This window comes from Burkholderia sp. RF2-non_BP3, assembly GCF_001522185.1.
GTDB lineage: Bacteria > Pseudomonadota > Gammaproteobacteria > Burkholderiales > Burkholderiaceae > Burkholderia > Burkholderia diffusa.
Genome location: NZ_LOSU01000061.1, coordinates 28,019 through 44,166 on the forward strand (window position 1 = coordinate 28,019; position 16,148 = coordinate 44,166).

Consider the following 16,148-nt stretch of genomic DNA (forward strand, 5'->3'; position numbering starts at 1 on the left):
CCCCTACTTCAGTTGGTGTCCATCGTCTGCGAGGAGTTTCTTGAATGCTACGACGTAGGCCTCAGCTTTTTCTGCCGATCCAAGGACGAGGTCGACGCGGACTTTCCCATCGCCCCACTCTTTGATAGCACCAATCTCAGCGCCGTCGTCAGTTGACACCTTGTACTGTCGCGAAAGCGACTTCCGTGGCGCACGGCCATTCTCGAGGCTCTCACGGATGGCCTTCACCTTCTGAAAAGGAAGTTCCTCATCACGAATTCGTTCTGCGAATGCCAAGGTGCGCTTGTCATCCGTGGCCTTTAGGTACAGGGTAAGTTCATAGCTCGTCGAAAGGCCAAATTGTTTCGGCTGCGCAGCGATTACATCAAGGACTGACTGCGGCAACTCCAGCAGCGAGAGAATCTTGCTGACCTTGGATTTTCCCTCTTCCACGAGAACCGCCAACTCGTCGTTGGACTTTGCGTGTCCCTGATCGAGAAGCTTCTTGTACCCGAGTGCAACATCCAGGACGGTTTCCTGCTCACGCTCGTTGTTTGCCGCGCGAGCAAGGCGATAGAAATCGATGGGATCTAGGCCTTCAAGCAGTTTGACATCCAGTGTCTCGGCGCGATTGCGGAGTGCCCCAAGCTTTCGGAACTGACCGTCGATCAGGATTGCTCGATCCGCGAAGTCCGGATGACGCCCGGCGAGTACGGGGACTAGTTGGCCATCTCGCGCCATTGAGGCTGCGCGCGCGGCGATCAACTCTTCCTTATAGATAGTTCGACTGTTGAGCGGATTGTCGTCGATATGGCTAATCGGCATCGTTATGTACCGCGACCGCACTTTCCCCGATTGCTCTAGGTTTGCCAAATATGCTTCTGCATCGGACGGCGTGGGCGAGACAACAGTTTCCTTGGCGGGCGCCAACAGACTGCTCCGCCCACTCAGTGCTTCATCGACACGGTCGAACCTTGAAGGCGCGGACGCTTCTCGCATCGTCTGGTCACGCTTCACGCCGGCGTTAAGCGCAGCAGAAAAATCCTTCTTCGTCATGCTCGCACCTCGAGGACTTCGAGAATTTCGTCGACAAGATCATTCAGTTCTTTATGAGCTGCCTTCGCAGATCGAAGTTGAAGGACCGTTGCGCCGGACACCTCAGCTTCCTTGTACGCGGTGCGAAAACCGAGCTTGGTTTTGAGCATCGGGAGTTCGTCGTCGCCTGCTGCTGCCTCGAAGATTTGCTTCACGATCGTCACGTTTTGATTCATGTTCGCAAATGATCGAAGTTTGAGATCGGGGTTTCGTATCTGCGCTTCCATTCCCAACTTTTTGGCCTCTTGAACGGCCCACAAGTTGCCGCCCGATGCGGCAATCGGAATAAGTCCCAGATCGGAGATGAGCAGGGCTACAGAGGGGGCCGCGGATTTGATGGCCGGCGGACAATCAATGACAATAAAGTCGTAATCATTGACATATTTTGCAATCTCACGATCGGGGCGCGGGCTAAGTGCGAGGTTCGAAATAGCAGCGGGATACGGCCGATCATCCGGGGCTGCACCGACAGAGAGCGTCGCGGTGCCCTGCTCGTCCAAGTCCACGAGCAGTGTTCGATAGCCTCGCACCCCAAATGCGCCTGCGATATTGGTGGATGTCGTCGTCTTCCCCGACCCCCCTTTCTGATTGAAGACTGCGATAATTTTCGCCGCCATGTTTTCTCCTTGTCGAAACGAAACTTGGACCGGGGGCAGTTTCTACGTAGAAACTGCCCCCGGTCGACTGCGGCCAATCTTAGGATGACTTGCGTAAAACATCAAGAAAAACGACTGATTCGGAGATGAAATTTATTACCCTAGGATGCAAACAAGCCATGCACTATGGAAATTCTTCTCAGCCGTCCCGTGAGTTTCTACGTGGAAATTAGTCGCGCTGACGAAGACGGGAAAGCTTAGGTCACGACAAAGCCTCGCGGCATCAATCGAATTTTGGCGAACAGTCGTGTCACATAAAGACGATGATGGGTGTGGGATTGCCTACGAGCTGCCACGTCAATTTTTTTCGATCTCCAGGGCATGCATTTTTCATCTTCGTATCAACAGCGGCCGCGTCGTCTGTTGGGCGGGCAGTTTCTACGTAGAAACTGACGTGGCGGAGCGCTACATCGCGCGTGCAACGGTCTGGATGCGCTGGGGGCATTCAGGTTCGCTCGTTTGGGGGCTTCGCTCGAAGGCCGGGGCCGGATAGTTTCTACGTTGAAACTGGGAGCTCGCATCCCGCTTGAAACGATGGCACCGCGGAGTCTCGCGAATTGAATAGTCCAAGAGGATCGATTGGTTTCTGCGCTAGATTGAGATGATGGGTCCCTCGGCCAGGGGGGGCGCCTTATATACTGAGTGTGCGTCTTGAACACGACTGGCTGCGTGACTGCGGAAATGCAGAGCGGATAGAACCGGCTGCGTTAAGTCCCAGATAATCTAGGACTTTTGGGTTGCACTCGTCCCAAACTGCCAGATTATGTTTGACTTCGACAGGGACTTCTCTCAAGGTCAGGCTTTATCTAGGGATTCGTACGGACTGGGCGCGGTCCGAAATGACAGAGCGCCCACCATGCTGGCGGGTGGACGCATGTCTGTTCGTCAGAAGAAGCGGGCGATCATCTGCCGAAATATCACGATGCCTCTTCTATCATGCACTGTTGCTCGGTCCTGATGTAGATGGACGCCGTCTGGAGTGATGCTTGGCCAAGAACTCGCTGCACTGCATCAATTCCCAACCCGGTTGGCCGGGTAGAGCGTCCAGCGATACGCGTATTGGGCTGGCGACTCAGTCCGAAGTCGTTCGTGATGAACGGTTCTATTGAATGCGGGTCGACAGCCACGCCGATCAAGCCAAGCTAGGCTCAGACTCGCGACCCGAGACAGCGCGCTGCACTCGGGTCGAAGGCGGCACGAAATCGTTGATTTCGCGATCCCAACGGCAATTCGACCGCGGTGGCAAGCGGTGAATGCTTAATAAATAGGGTCGCATCAATGGGGCTGCCTTGTCGACCCCCATCGCCTACCGGGAAATCCTTGTGACCTTCGCTCCAGAGTAACGCGAAGCCGAAGTCACGAATCTCAGAAAACCGAAAGTGGTCATCGAAACCGGGGTGAAAGCGCGAAGATATGGTCAATGTCGTGAAACAATCTTCCAACAACCGGCACTCCCGTGCGAAGGCCGTCCGACAGGGCTTTCCGCTGATCTAAGCGGTGATTCATCGTGATGTTTCACGATGTGGCGCGTCTCCGAACGCGAACGTTTCCGTCACACGCTGCAATTTCGTCGAATAGCTCATTCATCATGAAAATGTATTGTTTGATACGTGTTTTGTAGTTTTGCGTTCATGGATCCCTTTCGGGCGTTGCGGGTCAGATCGGCGCATGATCGCCACTCGGCCGCTTTTGAGCGTTCTCGGTGCAAGACGGTTGTCGCGCAGCGCTTGCGTGGAAGTCCGTTCGACCCTGAAGCACAAGATGCACTGCAACGGATAGGGGGCTACCGGAATTCTCAAAATTGCTCTGAGGAAAGTGCCGCACACCGAATTGGGGCCATTAAGGCTTGAGTGCGAATTTTTACGGACAACACCGGCTCATTGACATGATGGTTAACGGCTGGACATTGCGTTTGCACGATGCACCGATCTGCGGCATAACACCGGATGTTCGGTCTCGATGGCGGGGTCACGGCGAAAGTGCACGGCATGCCGGCAGGACGGCGTGATTTTCAGTCCTTCCGATTCCCGCCGGTTTGCCTATTAGCAGCGGTATGCGGTAGGGTGCGACTTTTACTTCGTGAGCAGAACTGTCTATGAACAAGCAGGAACTGATTGACGCCGTCGCTATCGGCTCGGGCATCAGTAAGAGTGAGGCGGCTAAAACCGTTCAGGTGTTACTGGATGTCATCACAGACGCAGTGAGCCGCGGGGAAGCTGTGCAACTTATTGGCTTTGGGGCATTCTCGCAGGGGAAGCGCGCGGCGCGTGCGGGTCGAAATCCCACGACAGGTGCGGAGATCGTGATTGCAGCGGCGAACACTGTGAAGTTCGCCGCTGGTAAGGCGTTCAAGGATGCGGTGAACGCGTCGTGACGCAGCGTGATGCGGGTCACGCCGCCTATGCAGGCCTGCACCCGTGAGATTTCCGGGGTCGTTGCGTGGATGCGCACTGCAGCCGCACGCAGCGTGAATGCTCTGATGACGGTGACTTATTGAGAGATCGGGTGACGGATCGTGGAATTCGAACAGGGTGGCGAAGGAGGGGTTGCTTATGGCGAGGCAATGATTCGGCGCTTGGGTGCCGACTTGTCGGAGCGATTCGGCCGGGACTTCGGTTGGCGGAATTTCGCAAAATGCGCGTTTTACTTGAGCCGGCCGGCTGCCCCGATTGTGCAGACGCTGTCTGCACAATCGCCCAAATCATCAAAAGCGATCGCGAACAGTGCGCTTGACCTGAACACCATCCCCTAGGCGTTCCGTTGCCTTGGTCGGCCTACGTGCGCCTCCTTTCGGTAAAGACGCCAGCCGCGCACGACATTTGACGTCCCCGCCTTTAGGCGGGGACGTCAACGCTACCTCGATGCGCTGGAGCAAGTGCAGTGCACCAACATACCGGACGTTGGTTTGCCAATTCGATCGGATGTGCGACCCACCATCAGCTGACTGAGGTCGCAAATGCTATATCCGGTCACACGGACTGGAAGAATCCATAGGGCAAAGCGGCTTTCCACCCAGGGCGCATGTCAATGCCTCCTTCAACTAAAAGTTTCTACGTAGAAACTTTTCGCAAACGAGACCCGACAAAGGTGAGAGGTGGCTGCGCAAATTCGGAGAGCTGGGTAAGTGGAACAACCGGGGGCTTGAACCGCTTGGGTTTTCTGAACAGTGCCGAGTGTTAGTGTTCGGCCTTTCTGCCGGTGCTACCCGAACACCGGGTTCGCATTCACGCCGTGCCGTCATGCTACGCCTGAGTCCGTCTCTCGCTGCGAACGCTTCTTGCACAATCGTCAGTTTCTCTTCGATGGAACGCCGCCGCTGCTGCAGTTCAGACAGAATTTCAACGCCTTCCACGTTATGCCTAGGCTTGAAACAAGTCACAAGATCACCTCTTATTTTAAGAAGTTGCTCCGCGTCCTGGGATTCGGCGGCCTTCTCCACTGGGCAAGATGGGCTCGATGGTGGCGCGCCTGCACGATGTGAATCAGAACCTGCCGTTTCGCTGGTGCAAGAATTTATCGGGAGTTGCGAACAGTCAACTCGAACTCAAAGCTCAGCGACCAAGCCGACGGCGCATCGACCACCCAATCATGCTGACTATCGTAGGGGAGCGTCAATCGCCCCTGTGCTTCATGCCAGGCAGGCGGATTCATCGGGCACGGCGCGAGCATGCCCGGACGCGGTTGTGGTCGCTCCACGTGCAACACAAAAAAACGTACGGTAGGTCCGGAAGGGGCGATCGGAATCCACTGTGCACGATAGGGCGCGTCGTTGCAGCTTTCTGCCTCCCACGTGCGTGCGATGAGCCGCACCGTCCAGTTTGATTCGTCGGTTTTGACGGGTACGTGCAGATGCCAACGGCGCAGTCCTGTCGCGAGCGGCGGCAATGTGCCCGCCTGTTCGTTCATCCGGTCGGATCGCATGACTGGCCCGCACGCTGCGAGTCCCAGGAGCCCACCTGCCAGTGCGAGCGCGCGCAGCCTTGGCCGCCAATCGAACGACAATGGGCAGCGGAGTAGGGAGGGGATGCACCAAATGCTAACCATGGGTTATCCACGTTGCTCGTGTCAAGTGACAATGATTACGGGTGTGATTCGATGGGGCGGATCACTTCAAAGCAGTGAGCGATACGGACAAGCTTTGCGTAGATAAATCGCCTACGTTGTCCAGTATGTCATGCGATTCCAGCCAGTGATTTCCGAATTCGTTGGGTGATCAATCGGCTTTGGCGTGACCGTGAGGCGCGCAATGTGGGCTGGACTGGCGGATCTCGCGCCACGATGGTGACACGCGATCACGGGATGTGCACTGGTCTGCAGAGACCTCGTTGTTGACATCTCCGGCCTGAATGCATGGGATTCCTACCGCTCCCAAAACGATGATGCTTGCTTCACATCGCCTCGGCGGGTTCCTGCTTCACGGAGGGGCTCGACTGCACCGACTCTCCTCAGGCGGCAACGCGGTGTCCCCGCGCCATGACATTGATCGCGCCGACCACGTCGGCGTTTTCCTCGAAACCGCATTCGATACAGGCGAACCGCGGCTGCGTAAGCCGATTCTCCGCGCTTACGCAGCCGCACGCCGGACACGTTCGGCTTGTGTGCGTGGGCCGCACCGCAATAAGTCAGCCGTCGTTCCATGCCAGCTTGTAGCCCAGTTGGCGACGCAACTCGAAGCAGCATCTTTGCCGGGGACGGCACGGGGTGCGGCAGCCCCGTCGGGTTGCTCGATGACTAGCGTCAGGGAGAGCCATATGATTCGATCAAGGTCGCCGCGTATGCCGACGACGCGACGGTTACGCACTGGATTCTCGCTGAGGTGCGGTTTCTGCGGATTTGCTCCGTGTGCGATGGGGGACCATCTGCCGATCGATTGGCATAGTGTGTGGGGGCGATCGTGAACACATGGTTTTCGACTTCGCCGCCTCGTGTACGCCGTGCAAGCTGGTCTCTTCCATCGGAACAACGTAAGCGTAGTTCGACTATCACAAGCGAGCTGCAGTTCATCGTGCAGGACCTGAATGAGATTGCGCAACGGCACGGCTTGCCCAAGTTTGACTGGATCCCGACGAGTGAGTCCGCCGCAATTGCAGTCCGCTATGGAGCGGTACAACTTCGGAGGAGCCTCGCACACAAATGGCAGACCCTTGACCCTAAAGTTGCTCAAGCGAACGCTCAACGTAGCCAGATTCAGGCACGACTCACATCGGTTGGCCTCACAGCCAGCACGTCGAGAAAGCAATCGGAAAATGCGACAGTATCAGATCCTGCTCGTCGCCGAAGGTCGCTGAACCTGGACGAATGGCCCGATTCACGAGGGCGCGTGGTAACCGGCCTGGATGCGTCGCCTTCCGTCGAAGCGAATGCGGATGACTCGGCGTCAGGCTTCGGTGCTATCGAACAAGAACGCGCCCACCGCATCGGCGAACGTGTTGTCCTGGAACAGCATATCAGTCGCATTGCTGAGTACGTCCGACATCTTGAGAAACAGTATCCGGTGCCGTCGCGTTATTCGAGGGCAGGCGGGGCAGTCGAATTGTGCCCGCTTGCTCAAGTTTCATCATCGAACGAGATCCTGGCTTCTACTGGTCTGCGGCGTCGCATCGCGCCTAGGGGGGGCGCCGATGAGGTTGATGTCACGATAGAACAACGCGCTCAGGAAGTCGGCGATCGACCCGTCGCGCTGTCTGCATGGAGGGTTGGCGCGGCGTGGGGCACGCACCTTCTTGTCAGCGCGGCAGTGCAGTTCATTGCAAGAATGAGTGGCAGTTTGGTTGACGTCGTTGTTCAACAGCTTCCCGAAGCCGTAGGTTGCATTGGCGGTTATCTCATGGTCCCGTTGTCGGTTGGCGCGTCCAGTGCTTATCTTGGGCGCCGAATGGCCCGTTATTTCGGATTTGGAGATCGCGGACGTCAAGCCATCTGGATGGTGGTGTCGGGGGGCGTGGGCAGTCTTTTGAGCGTGGCGGGCCTTTTCAGCATGGCGGAACTGATGGCCGAGCAGCCGACCCCGTGTCTTATTGTGATGGGGGGGGCTATACATCACATCGTGCTTTCCTGGATCGAAGCGATTGTGACCGATGCATTGCGCGATTGCGGGCCGCGTCCATTGCGACCAGAATCGGCATGGATGTTGCTGATGCCCCTTGCGAGCTGCGTAGGCAGTCTATCACTGGTTACCCCGTTGGCCTTGACATACCCGATCGGAAGCTTGGGCGGTGTGTTTGCGGCCGACACGCTCGGCGCTATTGGTCACGCTTCCGGCCAGACGTGGTTTCTCTTTTGGATTGCGAATCGAGACGTCCGAGCGTCTCGGGAAATTGTTAGCCACCGGGCGTGGATGCGCACGCCACACTATGACGATATCGTCATGCGTGGAACGGCTGGAACCGGGGCAGCTTCCATACAGATTCTTGTTGCGGGTGCGTTGCAGCAAGCGATGCGGGCGGTGGTCGTGGCAGATGAATCGGGTTACCCGATTGCCAACATGATGATGGGCGTCATTGTCCATGATGTTCTTCGCCTTCCGCTCGAACTGAGTGAGGCGGTGCGTATGCGATCGGGCGCGGAGGCGCCATCGGTTGAGCTAGTTCGATATATACGGACAGACGCATGATGGAGCGTATGACAAGTTGTGGGGTGGAGTTGACGAGCCGACAAATCGAAGCCGCACGGCAACGGCGTCGCAACGGCTGGCCGTTTCGGCGTTGACGCCGAGGGCTATGCTGACGATTGATGCACGCAATCATGGATCGACTCGCGGGTTCGTCACAGTTGCAGCACTCGCCATCTCCTGTCGCTTCTGCTTTAGCAACGAAAGAGTTGTTGTCGGTCCTGGTTGGAGATCTGCGCTCTGTGAGGCAATCGATAAATGAGATTGCAGAGCGACGCGGGATGGGTATAAGTCTGCGCCGCGACGCGCGGCTTGATACGGTTGAGGTGGCGTGCGGCGCTGTCGCAAAGAAGCTCACGAGCCGTCATGACCGTGTGGAAAAGGAGCAAAGACGCGTTGCACAGCATATTGATGGTATTCAGAATCACCTAACTGACCTGAAATCATTGCACAGCGGCATGGTCATGTTGGACGATCATGCGTTAATGCAACGCGAGGCTGGTTGGCGCGACTGGTGGAACCGGTTGACATCTTCGTCTTATCGTAGGCGGTGTGAGCGTGCCACGCGTGACTTCGGATCACCCGCCACGGTTGAGCGGGTTCGGAAGCGTCTGATTGATCGTGATCGCTCGTTAATGCAAGAGCAAAGCAATTTAGTTCGAGAGTGCGCGCAATTGGCGGAAGAGGTCGAATGCATCGAAGCTTGCCGTCAGCAGATCAGGAACGCACGGCAGCGTGCGGATGTCCAGTTGGTGCGTCCGCCATTCGAATCGGAGACGGTGATCCGACGGTACGAGCGAGCATTCGGCAATATCTATTCGACCGATGTGGGCGCGCATGTGATTAATCGATTGCTCTGGGATGAGGTGGCCTTTGATACGGAAAAGTTGACGAAGGCGGTTGTGCAGGCACTCGAGGCTCGTCATGGCCCAGATATTTTTAAGAAAGGTGGGCGTGTAGATCGTGACGAGATCGAGGATCTCTTGCGTTACATCGATCGTGCTCAGCTTGAAGAATACCTCAATGAGCGATACAAGCACGGGCGCACATATCCCCAGTCTCAGGAGCTCTATCGCGGTCACGCCGTGTCTCGCGGTGGCCTCGCGCAACTCCGTAAATGGGGGCGCGATACGAGGATCGCGGTGAGGCCTGGTCGGTTATGGTCCTGTACGCCAGTCGAGTCACTCGCGAGAGAATATACAGGGGCGATCGAAGCGACGGCCTCTTCGCCTGTCCTGCTTAAGATTTCCGGAAAGACCGCCTTTCGGGTCCCGGCTGCTTGGCAGCCTGTAACCGAGAAATCTGAACGTTTGCTGGCGCATTGCTGCATGTTCAGAGTGGTCGGAGTAGTACCGCGGAGCAATGGACTATACGTTGTGCTCTTGAAGGAGTTGCTGACCGGTTTTGATCAGTGTCAGGTTTTCCCAATGCCACATTAGCTTACGCGGTTTGCGTGATATTGACTCAAACACGTCGGTACATTTTGACTGCCGTAGTGGAGCCGCTCTCTCAAATTTCAACTGATCAAAAAATTGCCGGGCAAGTCAGCGCTTGATCAGGTTCGCGGCGAAGCCGGCAGATACCTACGTGCAAATGATCCGGGAAAAAAGGTAAACCCGCACGGTGGGGAATTGAGATGAACTGTCGGGCAAGGCACCACGGAATGAACGGGGAGTATCTGATGGATCGGGCGCTGACGGTGCGGTGGGCTGCGCTCAGGCTGGCCGATGGCCATAGGTGATCGGAGTATTTTCGTCGTCTTCATGTAGCCATTTTTTGGGGAGCATTGCCATGATTGCACGAACTACAGAATCTCGTCAGATGATGCCACGGGCATCATCATTACCGTCAGCGTCCGCTAGATCTGCATTCGCGAGCTCGCTAAATGAGGTTTCCGTCGGGTTGAGAGGAATGCTTAATAGCAAGTGTGATGGCTGGCTTCACGTCGATCAACGGAGTGATCTATTTCATTCAACCGTCGCGTTTTGTCGGGACGTGATGGATGAAGAGTTGACCTCGCTGGCGGCGATGCGTGTTGTCGAAAGTGGGCTACCAGGCGGATCGCCATCCGTGTCGAATATCGAAGGGACGGCGCAGTGTTCGACGAGTGGGGTGTCCGCAGGTGGTGCCAGACATCGGTATGCGACCCGAGCGACGGTGCATGCAGATCCAGAACGATCAACATCTGACTTCACTGCCGACGTGACGTGTGCGGAGACGGGGGAGGGGCAGTCAGAGGCGAGCGACCGAGTCGATGAGCATGCTTATGCGAGGCAGCTCGCCCGCTGTTTGGGGCTGCAGGTATTGTGCAAAATGATGAATTACGTTTCTAATGCACATCCTTTAGTCGCCGCCGACGTTGCCTCGGAAGGTGTGCATGTCACCCGATTGTGAGAGCGACGCAAAAGTGCTAACGATGGACGGTGACGTAAGGGGCGTGTTACGACGATCGGTGTGACAGTGTTCACCGAGAGGGCTCGTCGGTGCTGGACCGCATTCCACAGAAGAAGGGCGTATTAGCAGGTGGTATGTACGCGGTCAATTAATGACGCCTGTCAGAGTCGTGGTGTGGAGCGAGAGACTCAGCGCCATTCGGCGGGCATGGCTCAGGGCAGCAGCATGGCGTAGTCGTCGGCAGTCTGCGCGAGCGCAATGCGTTCGTTCATCTTGGCTGCATGAAAATAGGGGCTTGCGGACGCGGACGTTCGTGGAACGGCTGTTCACGCGCGTCAAGGCTTGCCCCCCCTCGAGGATGTATTTGCATGCGGGTTGTGCATCTAGGGTATCACTGATTGTCCAACACGCTATGGGCAGCAGCACGTGTCACACAATCAGTGTTTCTCTAGTCCCTGTTCATATTCTTTGCCACTTGGCGCGCTCAGACGAATTCAGAGTATTTCAATGTCGCCTGTGGTTATCGTCTTTTTAATATTTTTAACAAATTCCAGGGTATATTTAGAAATAGCGCTTTTGATTTTTCTTCGATCGGTCGACGAAAGTATTTTTCGTGTGAAGTCAATCTGCGCCTTGTAGACTTCAGAGCTTCGCATTTTTAGTCGGTGTTTAAGGTAATTGGGGCGTTTAACTAGTTCGTTGTTGCAATCGATATAGAAGTGATTCCCCGACATGTTTGAAAGTGAGTCGCTAAATTTTACATATGTGGTTAATGTGGTCATGTCCTCGATAAGGTTCTTGCATGATTCAGTTGTTATGCCGTATTGATCAGGGGACGCGTCAACCGACGACAGTCTCCACTGGCCGTTTCTTATATATGTGACAGTTCCCTTGAGCAGTGGACGACTGACGTCGATGCTGTCGTAAGGCGGCGGATTGTCTGTTGGTCGCATTGGTGCCGACGGTGCGCGTGAGTTACAAGAAGTCAGTTGCATGAGATAGCCCAAGATATCGGTTAAAAAGGTGACTTTAACAGTCACGCTGGAGCTGGAATTGTTGAATTCGCGCATTCCAGAGGGCGCGGGGCGAACAAAATGGGTGCGTGGTCAAGCGTTTGCGTGCACTGATTCGCCGCATGGGAATATAGTGAAATTGGCTTACGGTAGCCGGCTGGCTGCCGGATTTCCCGCTACTCGCGCATGCCGCAAGCGTTATCGAACTCCCGGTCCGGAAAGCGTTCGATATTTGAATGTGAAATTGCGGCAGCAGTTTGGAGACTTCCATCCTTGGCTCAGGCGCAGGGGCGTACTGTGGTCCCCCTCGGATTTCGCGTCATCGTGTGGCGGCGCGCCGATAGATATCTTTCGACTATATATTGGAACAGCAATCGCCCCATTAAGGACGCCTGCGGCGTCCGTGCTCCTGCCCCCGGACTAAACTCCGGGGCTTCCCGCACATCTGCTGAACCCGCAATTCTGCCGGCTACGGCGGACAATTCTTGGTCGTTTGCGGCACCTTCTTTCAGCAGAATATCGGTGGCCATCTGAGTGGATTTCGCGGTCACAAGGCCGTGAGTTCTAGTTCGTTGATGTTCTTTTTCACAGCGATCACGCGGGCGCCGTTGCCAAGCCTCATCAAATAGCGAAGTCGGTCTCGTGCCGCTTGAGGATCCTGTTGCATCATCTTGGCGCTACGAGCAAAGCAGCGATCGGTATTGTTGACCTTCCGCAGGTGCGTGGCGAAGTGCGAGAAACGAAAGGGTGGGCGAAGCGTGCGGGGCGAGGCAATCACCACCCGACTATGATATCCGCGGAGATAGGCGGCTAGGCGAGAAACAATCATCTTGTGGCACTCCCAAGTTGGCAACAGCTGCACATCACCAAATTTCCCAAGGCTTGCGCTACTCGATTTCGATCGCGGGGATGGCGCGGGTCAACTCGCCCAAGGCGTCATGTGCTTGCGGATTTCAATTGCCATTACAAACAACTTACAATGTTGCGTGGCGTGATTGGTCCGCGGGTGTGGTGTCGTGCGGTCCAGGTTGAGTGGTTTTAAGGTGGAGTGTGGTGATGGCGTCTGAAAAATCGGGTGGAATTTGCAGGTGGCTGGAGTGGGTCTGGGGACGTGGGATGCGTGGGGCCGACGGGCGGGGCGAGTGCGGGAGGCTACTCAGGTGTTTTTCTGATTCCTGGAATGGTCGGGTGCGGACAGAAATGGCGCGCCGAGTCTTACCTGGCGCGGATGCGTGGATCGGAGGCCGTCCTGCGATGTGCGCCCAAGGTCAGCGTGGCAAAGGTCGTGCTCATGCGATGACTGGTTCGTGCCATTCCGTGGTCTCAGTCAATTTTGGGGCGATGGGGGAGGCATTGAGTAATGCGCTTGTCACTGGTCTGACGCCTGATCTGTTGTTCGTCACGATACTGGGCTCCAGTCTGATCGTCGTGGGTCACTTATCGTTCAAGGCCTATTTGTCGCATCGGACGCAGGAAAGGGAATGTGTCGTGGCGGTCCGGCAATGTCTCGCGATGAGTCGGCAGGAGACCAAGCGCCTCGGCATGGTGCTGCAAGCCTTTGGTCGGCTTGGTGACCGGTGTGCCGGGCCACCGCCCCGCGCCGTGCGGGCGACAGCCCCGGATCGTCGCGCATGCAATATGTTGTGCGATCTTCGTCGGGTGCGTAGCGCACAGCAGGTGTTGCCGCGCCTCAAATCACCTTGTCGCTTGCTGCGTGTCGATATCGTATTTGTTGGGCAGGCACATGCCGATATCGACGAACCTTCGCCAAGGCGATTGTCCGGGATTCGGCGATCAATCTGAAGCGCCTTTATTGTTTTTCCAAGGGGGCGGGTTGATCAAGGAGGTCAAAAAAGGCGGGAAAAATGGCGCTCAAGGTACGATAGAGCTCGTGTGAGGCGAAACTTAAGGTAGGCGCGGTGCGGTAGATGCTGGGCGCTTCGAGGAAAAGGTCCGTGGAGGGGGCCGCAGCAGGGTACAGGCTGGAGCGTTAATTGAACGGGGCTGCCGTATAGTAGTTTGCCGCTCGCAACAGACGCCGTGCGCGCGTATGGTTCGTGACCAGTTCAGCAGTGGTGGAGCGGCGCCTCGAGTGTGGTGTCCTATCGTTGTCATGTTTGCGCAGGGTGAAGTCACGCAACCAGCGGGTCAAGGACAGACGCGATGAGTTGACGTGTGCGTAATCCTGGCGATGGTGTTGAACGGGGGCGCTGGGGATGGCTGCTCGGCCTGATGGGGCATTAATATGGCGGCCTTTCCGATTGGCAACTTATGTCGGATCGATGGACGGGGGGGCATCTCAGTGCGCAATACTGACGTGACGGGCCTGCTCGTGAATCTTGGTCACTTAGGAATTGCCATGCACGTATGGAGTGGGACAGCATCAGCAGCGGGCTGCGATTGGCGTGGGCCTATGGATATGGGTCGCTGGCCTGTGGGCGTGCATGCGACGTCACGCGGTGGAGTAGCGAATGTGAATTCTCTTTCGCAAAATCAGCCTTATCTGATTTTTGCCGGGGAGTCTTCGTTAGACAATGAACTGTCTCGGATTTTGGGGCAATTTTAAGATGGGGTGGAGTATGCGGCTGGTCTATTCGCGTGCACTTGTAATTGCGGGGCTTTTTGGAATCAACGCAATTTTGTTGGTGGCGTTCATTGAGCAGATTGTTTATCACGATTTGCCGTGTCCGTTATGTTTGTTGCAGCGGGTCGGATATATTGCAGCGGGGATGGGGTTGGCGCTGAATTTGCGGTTTGATGTGCGGCCCAGCCACTATGCGATTACGTTGTTTGGCGCCCTGTTAGGGGGCGGGGTGTCTGCTCGGCAATCCTTGCTTCATATCGTGCCTGGTTCCGGGTCGTATGGTGGCGAGGTGTGGGGCATGCATATGTATGTGGCAGCGTTTTTGGGATTCGTGGCCATTGTCATGTGCGTCGCGTTCATGATGCTGTTCGACAGCCAATTTTACGAAGAAGGCAATCAGATTCGTTCGGGGCAGGCAGCGACGACGCATTCGCTCGGCGGAATGGCGCTGATAGCCGTCGTGTTATTTGCTGTATTGACATTGGGAAATGCGGTGTCGACGGCGCTTGAGTGTGGTGCTGGACTTTGCGTGGCAAATCCGACTTCGTACATGTTGTTCGGCTAACCGGCGTAATGCAGGCGATGAGGCTATTTACGTTGTGTCGGAGGGAGAAATGCCGGAGTCTATCCATGTTTGGCCAAAAAGACCGGCCATTGCCCCAAATGTGACGAAGGCGACAGGCCCCGCACGACGGCACTGTGACAACGCAGAGTGTCCCGATGAAAAATGTTTGATCGATGAATTGGCTGATACGGTCCGTTTCTGGGACGACATGGATGATGCGATGCAGGCGCTCGATGTCCTGATCGATATTGCAGCGTGTCGGCAAAGTCTCGATTCGGCGCGCCGTGCGGTGAATACGATTTTATCCCTATATCGGGATGATCAGGTATCGCTTGGTGTGCTTGATGCATTTGGTGCCAAATTAGCGGATCTATATCGAGTTTTGCGTGATCGTCCGGATGGCAACTTTGGGATGCCTGTCGCACTGCTGCATCTTGGCGCGCAAATTGCGCGAAACGACGGTGGAACGAGCGACGACTTGCTCAGCTCGAAAGAGTGCGATGCAATCGATCAGCGGCTGCAAGAGGCGGCTGATATCCACGACGAAAAATCGCTGCTGAATTTTGCGCGGCAGGTAACCACCGATGAAGTAAGTGCCTATTTCGCTACTGTCTCGTTGGCACTCGATGCCGTGGTCGACATTGGCGCGGATAGGGTGGCGCAGCATGGCGCCGACCCGGAATATTTCACTAGTGCAGTGCAGGCATGGAAACAGGAGCATCGAGTTCACCCCTTGCTTTGGGTGCCACTTATATCGAAAAGTGAGAACCATTTTTTGCTGCTTGCATTTGAGCGAGACCGGAATGGGAAATCGTACGCGACGGTCGTGGATACGCGTGGTATGTTGGCCAACAACGAATCTTCTGGGGCGCGCAAGTTGAGGAATACTATCCAGTGGCTTGTTGAGCAGGTGGTGGGCGGTAATGGTGAAGAGATAAGGTGGCTTTCCCAGGATATTCAGGGGGAGGACAACCCGAATAGCTGTGGACCACTGATTTGTCGACTGGTTTCCGTCATGGAGGGAGGGCGGCACACTGATTATGATGCGGCGTCCTTCGAGATTGCGAAGGCATGGATGGAGGGTGCTGATGTATTTTTGAGGCAGCGTGCTATTGCCGCCACGCGGGCGGAAATGATCGAGGCGGTTGTTGCCCGGCGGCAAAATTTGAGCGGTGATGGATATATCGGTGATAGGAAGCGCGCGCTAGCATTTGTCGAGGTCTCGAATTGAGATGTCGGCCGAGCATATTGT

At 55.9% G+C, this 16,148-nt stretch carries 10 protein-coding genes and 2 pseudogenes; 6 read left to right on the plus strand and 6 right to left on the minus strand.

Annotated features, from left to right (window positions below):
* Positions 1-3: 3 nt before the first annotated feature.
* Both WS45_RS28210 and WS45_RS28215 read right to left on the minus strand, forming a co-directional pair.
* The gene (locus tag WS45_RS28210; protein WP_059534373.1) at positions 4-1,035 is read right to left on the minus strand and encodes a ParB/RepB/Spo0J family partition protein; all 1,032 of its coding nucleotides are present in this window, start codon (positions 1,033-1,035) and stop codon (positions 4-6) included.
* Positions 1,032-1,691 carry an AAA family ATPase gene (locus tag WS45_RS28215; protein WP_059702707.1) on the minus strand — a complete coding sequence of 220 codons (660 nt, stop codon included), beginning with the start codon at positions 1,689-1,691 and terminating at the stop codon, positions 1,032-1,034. Before WS45_RS28215 ends, WS45_RS28210 begins: the two co-directional genes overlap by 4 nt.
* 2,134 nt (positions 1,692-3,825) lie before the next feature.
* On the opposite strand from WS45_RS28215, the gene WS45_RS28220 reads away from it, so the two are divergent.
* The gene (locus WS45_RS28220; RefSeq protein ID WP_059534367.1) at positions 3,826-4,104 is read left to right on the plus strand and encodes an HU family DNA-binding protein; all 279 of its coding nucleotides are present in this window, start codon (positions 3,826-3,828) and stop codon (positions 4,102-4,104) included.
* Between the two features lie 1,139 nt (positions 4,105-5,243).
* On the opposite strand, the gene WS45_RS35375 is transcribed toward WS45_RS28220, so the two are convergent.
* Together WS45_RS35375 and WS45_RS34265 are read right to left on the minus strand one after the other, a co-directional pair.
* A complete protein-coding gene (locus tag WS45_RS35375; protein WP_156437315.1) occupies positions 5,244-5,636 on the minus strand; it encodes a hypothetical protein in 393 nt (130 codons plus the stop codon).
* A 539-nt stretch (positions 5,637-6,175) separates the two neighbouring features.
* Positions 6,176-6,403: pseudogene (locus WS45_RS34265) on the minus strand (zinc ribbon domain-containing protein); the annotation flags it as partial.
* A 647-nt stretch (positions 6,404-7,050) separates the two neighbouring features.
* On the opposite strand from WS45_RS34265, the gene WS45_RS35380 reads away from it, so the two are divergent.
* Together WS45_RS35380 and WS45_RS35385 are read left to right on the plus strand one after the other, a co-directional pair.
* Positions 7,051-8,343 carry a hypothetical protein gene (locus tag WS45_RS35380; protein ID WP_156437316.1) on the plus strand — a complete coding sequence of 431 codons (1,293 nt, stop codon included), beginning with the start codon at positions 7,051-7,053 and terminating at the stop codon, positions 8,341-8,343.
* A gap of 131 nt (positions 8,344-8,474) precedes the next feature.
* Positions 8,475-9,779, plus strand: coding sequence for a hypothetical protein (locus WS45_RS35385; RefSeq protein ID WP_156437317.1), 1,305 nt, complete (start codon positions 8,475-8,477; stop codon positions 9,777-9,779).
* Between the two features lie 1,449 nt (positions 9,780-11,228).
* On the opposite strand, the gene WS45_RS35795 is transcribed toward WS45_RS35385, so the two are convergent.
* Complete coding sequence (locus WS45_RS35795) at positions 11,229-11,804, minus strand: hypothetical protein (protein ID WP_156441327.1); 576 nt, start codon at positions 11,802-11,804, stop codon at positions 11,229-11,231.
* Between the two features lie 229 nt (positions 11,805-12,033).
* Between WS45_RS35795 and WS45_RS36295 the strand changes: the two are divergent.
* Positions 12,034-12,133: pseudogene (locus tag WS45_RS36295) on the plus strand (IS200/IS605 family transposase); the annotation flags it as partial.
* 161 nt (positions 12,134-12,294) lie between these two features.
* Here the strand turns inward: WS45_RS36295 and WS45_RS35395 are convergent.
* Positions 12,295-12,576 (minus strand): hypothetical protein, encoded by a 282-nt coding sequence (locus WS45_RS35395; RefSeq protein WP_156437319.1) that lies wholly within the window; start codon positions 12,574-12,576, stop codon positions 12,295-12,297.
* Between the two features lie 1,750 nt (positions 12,577-14,326).
* Between WS45_RS35395 and WS45_RS28235 the strand changes: the two genes are divergently transcribed.
* Together WS45_RS28235 and WS45_RS35400 are read left to right on the plus strand one after the other, a co-directional pair.
* Positions 14,327-14,896 (plus strand): disulfide bond formation protein B, encoded by a 570-nt coding sequence (locus WS45_RS28235; protein ID WP_059524645.1) that lies wholly within the window; start codon positions 14,327-14,329, stop codon positions 14,894-14,896.
* Positions 14,897-15,062: 166 nt separating this feature from the next.
* On the plus strand, positions 15,063-16,127 hold the full coding sequence (locus WS45_RS35400) for a hypothetical protein (protein ID WP_156437320.1): 1,065 nt from the start codon (positions 15,063-15,065) through the stop codon (positions 16,125-16,127).
* Positions 16,128-16,148: the final 21 nt, after the last annotated feature.